General features: G+C 50.1%; 7 protein-coding genes and 1 pseudogene. 3 read left to right on the top strand and 5 right to left on the bottom strand.

Annotated features, from left to right (window positions below; all coding sequences use genetic code 11):
• Positions 1–194: 194 nt before the first annotated feature.
• Entirely contained in the window at positions 195–1,427 is a 1,233-nt protein-coding gene (glp, locus tag RMO35_RS23965; protein WP_309745058.1) for a gephyrin-like molybdotransferase Glp, read from the bottom strand.
• Positions 1,428–1,620: 193 nt separating this feature from the next.
• Positions 1,621–1,815 carry a hypothetical protein gene (locus tag RMO35_RS23960; protein WP_309745056.1) on the bottom strand — a complete coding sequence of 65 codons (195 nt, stop codon included), beginning with the start codon at positions 1,813–1,815 and terminating at the stop codon, positions 1,621–1,623.
• Positions 1,816–2,030: 215 nt separating this feature from the next.
• Here RMO35_RS23960 and RMO35_RS23955 point away from each other — a divergent pair, with 215 nt between their 5' ends.
• Both RMO35_RS23955 and RMO35_RS23950 read left to right on the top strand, forming a co-directional pair.
• The gene (locus RMO35_RS23955) at positions 2,031–4,571 is read left to right on the top strand and encodes a mannose-1-phosphate guanyltransferase (RefSeq protein ID WP_309745061.1); all 2,541 of its coding nucleotides are present in this window, start codon (positions 2,031–2,033) and stop codon (positions 4,569–4,571) included.
• 171 nt (positions 4,572–4,742) lie between these two features.
• Positions 4,743–4,997, top strand: coding sequence for a hypothetical protein (locus tag RMO35_RS23950; protein WP_309745053.1), 255 nt, complete (start codon positions 4,743–4,745; stop codon positions 4,995–4,997).
• A gap of 297 nt (positions 4,998–5,294) precedes the next feature.
• On the opposite strand, the gene RMO35_RS23945 is transcribed toward RMO35_RS23950, so the two are convergent.
• The gene (locus RMO35_RS23945) at positions 5,295–5,786 is read right to left on the bottom strand and encodes an FKBP-type peptidyl-prolyl cis-trans isomerase (protein WP_309745051.1); all 492 of its coding nucleotides are present in this window, start codon (positions 5,784–5,786) and stop codon (positions 5,295–5,297) included.
• 74 nt (positions 5,787–5,860) lie between these two features.
• Entirely contained in the window at positions 5,861–7,012 is a 1,152-nt protein-coding gene (locus tag RMO35_RS23940; RefSeq protein WP_309745049.1) for a pentapeptide repeat-containing protein, read from the bottom strand.
• 252 nt (positions 7,013–7,264) lie between these two features.
• Between RMO35_RS23940 and RMO35_RS23935 the strand changes: the two genes are divergently transcribed.
• Complete coding sequence (locus RMO35_RS23935; RefSeq protein WP_309745047.1) at positions 7,265–7,462, top strand: heavy-metal-associated domain-containing protein; 198 nt, start codon at positions 7,265–7,267, stop codon at positions 7,460–7,462.
• Between the two features lie 158 nt (positions 7,463–7,620).
• On the opposite strand, the pseudogene RMO35_RS23930 reads toward RMO35_RS23935, so the two are convergent.
• Positions 7,621–8,046: pseudogene (locus RMO35_RS23930) on the bottom strand (DUF58 domain-containing protein); the annotation flags it as partial.

Here is an 8,046-nt window from a genome sequence, read left to right as displayed (position 1 = left end):
AAAGTCCCCCTGTTAATGGGGGATTTAGCGGCTTTTTTTTGTCTAGGGTTCCCCCCTAATAAAAAAACGACGCATCGAACGGAAGGTTCCCTCCCGTTCGATGCGTCAAGACAACGACAAGACAGGGGGATTTACCCACTGCAAGCGAAGCAATTAGACTTTCCAAACATCCTCTCAAGACCGCCAGCGGCAAGCTACAGCAACAACACTCGGACTGTAGCGCCAGCCGCGATCGCACTCGTGTCTACAGGGATCGTTGCCAGCGCATTGGTACCTGCAAGATTAATTAGATTTGCCGAACTTTGAGTGCCACCAGCCAGACTAAACTGATATCGTCCATCGCTGAGTGCCAACTTGCCCCAAAGATAGGTTTCGCGCTTACCATCAGCACTCAGATCTTGAGTGGCGATCGCCTCGATCCAGGCTGGTTGGTACTCAGACTCAGGTAAACCCGAAAATTTGGCGATCGCCAGTTTGACAAAGCGCCAGCAGCCAACTAGAGCCGAAACGGGATTTCCCGGTAGTCCGAAATAAACCACCGGGCGACTTTCCCACACGAATTTAGCAACTGTCAAAGGTTTGCCCGGTTTAATCGCCACCGCCCGGACGCAAATATCCCCACCTAGCTCTCCTAAGATCGCCTCTACATAGTCATAATCGCCCACAGAGACGCCACCAGTCGAGAGGACAAAATCCGCAGTTGCAATCGCTTCAGACATCGCAGCGGTCAATTTTGCCCGATCGTCGGGGACGATTCCCAGGCAGATCGGGATACCCCCAACCTGAGTAACGAAGGCGGCGATCGCATATTGATTAGAATCGACAATTTGCCCCGGTTTGAGTGTTTCGCTGGGCGTCACCAATTCATCACCAGTAGACAGGATTGCCACGCGCGGACGCTGATATACCTCAACTCGATCGCATCCCGTCGCTGCCAAAATCGCGATTTCGGGCGGATTTAAGACTGTCCCCGCCGCCAGCAGCGGATCGCCAATCCGGGCGTATTCCCCCCGCTGGCGCACGAACGATCGCGCTGTCGGGGCGATTTGAATTTTGACAAAGTTTTTCTGAACGCGTTGGGTATGCTCCTGCATGACGATCGTATCCGCACCCGCAGGGACGATCGCGCCTGTAAAGATCCGGGCGGCTGTTCCCGATTGGATCTCCTGCTGCGGCTGATATCCCGCCGGAATTTCCTCGACGACTTCCAGGGTAATCGGATGCTTGGGCGTACTCGATCGCACATCGGCAAATTTGACGGCATAGCCATCCATCGCCGAGTTATCCCAATGGGGAAAATCCAATTTACTGGCGATCGATTCTGCTAAAATTCTCCCGGTTGCCAGCGTCAGATCGATCGTTTCGGTGTTACTGGTAGGACGGACTAAATCGAGAATAATCCGTTCGGCTGCGGCTACAGGAATCATGAGGGTGGCGATATTAAATTAATTGAGAATTGAGAATTGAGAATTGGGTTGTTAGGATGGGGATTTAAACCCCTGCTTCTTGTTAATTACGATCCACTATAGGACTATGCGCGACGTTTACCATGTCACACTTCCGTGACGAGCGCAGGCGTGCGAGAGCCGCAATTCTCAATTCTCAATTCTCAATTCTCAATTAATCGCCACCTTTAAGGGCACGATTAAAATTCTGACGATAGGAAGCATTGACAACATAGCAAACTGGCCATAGTAAAGCCAAGACAATCTTAGTCGGCAGCGTACGTTGATAGTTGGTGCGGTTGAAATTGCGCGAAAATCTCCAAACACCATATCCGTATGCCCCAACCAATCCGACGACAACGAATTGCATAAGTCTTGCCTAAATCTTGATTAATGATGATTGTTACAGAATCGGCAGCGAAATTGCCTTAATATGACAATCTACAATCTATTTTAGCCCGATTCTCTAATTATCGATTGGGGTAGATATATTAACCTATGCGATCGCCCTGCTCCAGCCGTTAAGAATCAACTGACAATTAAGATATATTGGGCGACTACCCCCTAGAACACAAAGATATGCAACTGCGCGCAGTATTGATGGCTGGAGGTTCCGGGACGCGGTTGAGACCCTTAACCTGCGAACTTCCCAAACCGATGGTACCAGCGATCGATCGACCGATCGCCGAGCATATTATCAATTTGCTCAGACGCCATCAGATTACCGAAATTATCATTACCTTGCATTATCTCCCCGAGGTAATTCAGAATTATTTTGGCGATGGGAGTGACTTTGGTGTCAAAATTCACTATGCGATCGAGGCAGAACGCGCCCTCGGTACGGCTGGTTGCGTCAAAAATGTCGAAGAAATTTTGGGCGGGACATTTTTGGTAATTAGTGGCGATAGTCTCACTGATATCGATCTAACTGGCGCGATCGAATTTCACCGCCAAAAAGGTGCCAAAGCGACGATTATTCTCACTCAAATTCCCTATCCGGTAGATTTTGGGGTAGTAATTATCGATGAAGATAAACGCGTGCGCCGCTTTTTGGAAAAGCCTTCAGCGAGTGAAGTATTTTCTGATGCTGTCAATACGGGTATCTATATCCTCGAACCCGAAGTCTTGGACTATCTCCATCCCGATACCGAAGCCGACTTTTCCCAAGATTTATTCCCGCAACTGCTAGCGCACGATGTCCCCATGTACGGCTACGTTGCCAAAGGCTACTGGTGCGACATCGGTCAACTCGACACCTATCGCGAAGCTCAATACGATGCGCTGCGCGGCAAAGTCAAGCTCGATTGGCCATTTCCCGAAACTAGCCCAGGGATCTGGATCGGCGCAAATACTTATATCGATCCGAGTGCCCAAATCGAGGCTCCCGCTGTAATTGGCGCTAATTGTAAAATTGGGGCGCGGGTCAAAATTTCGGCAGAAACGATCGTCGGGGATAATGTGGCGATCGGTGCTGGTGCCAATCTCAAACGTCCGATTATCGGCAGTGGCTGCATCATCGGCGAGGATGCCCAGCTCCGGGCTTGCGTCCTCGCGCGGGGGGTGAGAGTCGGTCGCGGCGCACAAGTCCTGGAAGGGGCAGTGTTGGGCGCACTGTCGAATGTGGGCGAGGAGGCGCAAATCAACCCGAATGTCCGCGTCTGGCCGAATAAAGAAATCGAACCCTTAGCCGTCCTCAATATCAATCTCATTTGGGGTCAAATCGCCCACCGCAATCTGTTCGCCCAGCGCGGCGTACAAGGGTTGGCAAATATCGATATCACGCCCGAATTCGCCGTTAAACTCGGGGCAGCATATGGTTCCACCCTCAAACCCGGCTCCCAGGTAACGGTTTCCCGCGATCAGCGGAATGTCTCGCGGATGGTGTCGCGATCGCTGATTGCCGGATTGATGTCGGTAGGGATTAATATTCAAGATCTCGAAGCTACCGCCATCCCCGTCGCTCGCAAGATTATCTACTCCTTGCGCCAACGTCAGGATGAAGTCACCGTTGTCGGCGGCATCCACGTCCGATTGCATCCCGATCGGATGGATTCGATCTTAGTCGAATTCTTCGACGATCGCGGCATCAATATCTCCACCACCCAAGAGAAAAAGATCGAATCCGCCTACTTTAAAGAAGACTTACGCCGCGCGCGTATTTCCGAAATTGGCGATGTCAATCGCTTCTCCCAAGGCATGGAAATCTACAAAGCTGCCTTCCAAAAACAACTGAATATCGACGCGATCCGTCATGCTAGTTCCAAAGTAGTTGTCGATTATGTCTACGCCGTCTCTGGCGCGATCCTGCCCATCCTCCTGTCCAAATTCGGCTGCGATGCGGTAGTCCTCAACGCCAGCCTCAGCCAGATGTCCCTCACCGCCAACGAGCGGGAAGTCCTCCTCAACCAGCTCGGACACGTCGTCGTCGCCCTCAAAGGCTCCTTCGGCGTCCAAGTCTCCGCCCATGGCGAACAACTGATCCTCGTAGACGAAGAAGGCGTACCCATTCGCGGCGATATGCTCACCGCCCTGATGGTGCAAATCGTCCTCACCGCCTATCCCGGCGGGACTGTCGTCGTCCCCGTCCAAGTCTCCAGCGCGATCGAACAAATCGTCCGCCGTCATGGGGGCAAAGTCAAGCGCACCAAAGCCAGCCCCACCGCCCTGATGGAAGCCTGTCAGCAGCTCCCAAACGTCGTCCTCGGCGGGAGCGGGGAAATGGGCTTCATCTTCCCCGAATTTCACCCCGGCTTCGATGCGATGTTCTGCATCGCCAAGCTGATCGAAATGCTCACCCGCCAAGAGCGCTCCCTCAGCAGCCTTCGCGCCGAACTCCCCCGCGTCTTCTACCGCAGTCACTCGATCCGCTGTCCCTGGACGGCAAAAGGCGGCTTGATGCGGCATATTCTCGAAACCCATCAACCCGAATATTTAGATACCGAAGATGGTGTCAAAATTATCAATTATCAAGACGATCGCTGGATCTTAATTCTCCCCGATGCAGGCGAACCTTTGGTACATATTTATGTCAATGGTAACGATCGCAATTGGGTCGATGAAACGATGCGCGAATACCGCCAACAAGTCCAAGATTTTATCGAACAATATCGTCAGACTAGTGATTAGGCTTTAGGCAATACCAATAATTGTGGGAGATTTGGGTTGCCTCCTAACGGAGAGGCTACGCTAACGTTTGCGCTCTACCCAACCTACGATTTATGTGAGGGCTACTAGTGATTGATGATTTCACCTGTTTTGTTAGGATAATATATAGATTAAATTAAAGGGAATAAATCTATGTCGATTGTCGTTACCCTAAGTCCGGAACTGGAAGAACAGCTACGAGAGAAAACAATACGTCAAGGACAGGATATTAATCTTGTTGCGGCTGAGCTTTTGGCGAGTGTTCTTGAATGGGAAACACAAGATTCAGCGGAAGCGATCGTCGGTATTCAGCAGGGATTAGATGAGTTCGATGCAGGCAAGTTTCGATCCTTTGATGAATATGCTACCGAACAGCGTCAAAAACATCATCTAAGTAGCTGGGCGTAATTAAATATAAGATATCGTGTAGGGTGGGCACTGCCCACCAGCTATGTTTCAGACATAATCTATCTTATAAATAATTGCATCTACCTACTTACCAACATGAAGTATCATGTTGAAATTTCAAGTCTGGCTGAAGCTGAAGCAGATCGAGCCTTCCTAAGCTTATTACAGTTTATGTCTCCCGATCGAGCTAGTCAGAGCCAGTAGGGTGGGCAGTGCCCACCATCATAGTTACAGGTATTTTCTAGTGTCTAAACATATCGATTAACATGCTAACCTCGAAGCTTAATTCATCGATTTTTACTGACCGATTTTGAGCAATTCGACATCAAAAATTAGCGTCGCATTCGGTGGGATAACACCGCCAGCACCTGCTTCACCATAAGCCAATTTCGGCGGAATTGTTAATTTACGACGTTCGCCGACCTTCATCGTACTCAGCGCTTCATCCCATCCAGGAATTACTCTACCTTCACCTAATGGGAAGCTAAAAGGTTGACCCCGATCGCGCGAACTATCAAACTTTTTACCATTAGTAAGCGTGCCAGTATAGTGGACAAAAACTGTTTGTCCTTTTTTGGGGGTGGCTCCTTTACCAGTTTTGAGGACGGTATATTTTAAGCCAGAAGGAGTTGTAATGGTCTTGGCATTTTTGCTGAGTGCTGTGGCGATCGGCTGGTGTTGTGACGGATTAACAGCGATCGCCGCTGGGTTGCCAACTGCCAATTGCAGTAACGAACCTAAAAAACTCGCACCAAGTATCCCGATCGAACTAACTAAAATTTTGCTCATTTATGCACCTAAATTTCTCGTTATTTACCTTACCATGAATTAATATTAGTTCGACTCAAATATGTCGATCGAGTTTAACTAATGACAGCTTCTAAATAGGCGGGTAATTGTGTCGTTTCATCGCAAATAGCTAGACTGAGTTGCTGGCGAGTCAAGCCGACAGTCTGGCGCAGATCGGCATTAATCAGATTGGCACCTTCGAGGTTGGTGCTTTTGAGATTCGCGCCTTCGAGATTGGCACCTGCAAGATTTGCCGAGCTGAGATCGGCACCTTCGAGGTTGGCTTTCCACAAATAAGCATCTTCGAGATCGGCTTGCCAGAGGCTGGCATCGCTGAGATTGGCTCTGCCGAGTGAGGCACCTGCTAGTTTGGCTTGCCACAGGTGCGCTTGCCGCAGATTTACTTGCCACAGATTTGCCCCCCAGAGTTCGATGCCGTTGAGATCGGCATTGCGGAGATTACTTTGGCGCAGTTCGATAATTCGATCGGGGAGATCTTTGCTACTATCCCGGCGGGTTAAAATAGTCATAACCGCTTGAATATCTGTCGGGATCCGCAACGATTGGGGGAGTCGGCGACTGGGGGCGGGGCTAGGGGGATCGCCAGTGGACGATTTTTCCCATCGGGGCGGTGATGAGACTTCGACTCTCGCCGAGCGTTCGCGCACGAAGGCGGTGAGGACTTCGATCGTCAGCCAGTACTCCGCTGGGGAATCCCGAGCTAGGCATTCGAGGGTATAGATGCCGCCGAGCCGAATTTCAACTTTATCGCTGGCTAAGTGCGAAATTGCTTGACTGAAGCGATCGGTAATCGATCGATCGTAGGTGAGTTGCCATCGCGCCTCAGCACGGCGTAAATACTGCCAGCCAGCATATGCTAGCCCTCCGAGTAACAATGTGCCAATACCGTCAAACAAGACATCATAGACACCATTTTGGGCATTAATCCGATCGCGTTCGAGCAGGATCGGTTCCTTTTCGAGATTCACGCGTGCGACGGGAGAGATCGCCTCATGCGAAATTTTATCGATGTCTTGTTGGAGTTGCTGGATTTGCTCGTTGAGATGTCTGAGACTGGTTTGTTGAAAAAACCAGATCCCGCCCAGCAGCAGACTTCCAACCGCGATCGCCGCAGGCAACCGCCAACTTCCCGCCGGGAGCGCCTCCAAGTCATCATCCCCAGACGAACCACTCGCCCGCTCCTGCCATAATCGCGATCGATTCATAAACGTCACCTGCTAATATGCCTCTGAAAGATTGCTACGCGTTCCTCAGAGGGTTTTGCCTCGCAAAATTGCACTGATGGTGTTAGGTTAGTGCCAAATTAGGATATATTTTCTTTAGCTTTATATCCTAGCCGAAATTGTCGCCTCCAACAATCAATTTTGCAATGCGATCGAATCCCCCCGCGTTGCTAGCGCCGCTGACATTGTTGCTTTGCTAAAGTTCGACAGATCTCTTACCTAGAAAATATTCTCATGCTAACAACATTTACCGTTCCCGATTTGGCTTGTGGTGCTTGCGTTGCTACCATCACCCAAGCGATTAATGCCGTCGATCCGCAGGCTAAAATTGTTGCTAATTCTCAGACTAAATTAGTCGAAATCGAGAGCGAGCTACCAGTTATGACGCTCGAAGCAACTATCGTAGACGCAGGATATACGATCGGCAAATAATCGCGATCTGCTACTTTTTTTAACTATCGATCGTGAAAACGCTAACGTTTATTAGGGTCTGAGTATGCTAAGGTACGTCGGCTGAAAATCAACAAATATCAGGGATCTAAATCCCCTATTAATTATTAATTATTAACTATTAATTATTGAACTATCCCCTACAACTGATTCCGAGACTTAATTTGCAGATAACGATCGACTAATCGATCGCTAATTTGGGTTGCTGGTGCATCCAAAACGAGGACACCTCGACGCTGGAGATTGGCAAAGGCGAGTTCGCGCTGGCGGAGCAGATCGATCGCGACGGCTTGAGTGTATGCTCCAGGAATATCGGTGGCTAATTGCTGAGCGCACAGATCGACTTGCGGATCGCGGAGCGTGACACAAAAAGGCAGGTAGCGCGGCGTAAGTCGCCCCAACGCTGTGAGGAGTTCGGCGGAGGCGATATCGTCAACAATATCGGTAATAACCACAACCAGAGCGCGGCGGCTCTGCTGCTTGAGAATATTGGTAACAGCGCCCAGATAATCGGGTTCGAGCAATTCGGGCTGAATCCGACTGAGCCTGTCGAGTATTCTCGAAAA

The sequence above is a fragment of the Chamaesiphon sp. OTE_20_metabat_361 genome (assembly GCF_031364565.1).
Note: the sequence above shows the minus strand (reverse complement) of the source record. Positions and strands in the feature narration are given on the sequence as shown.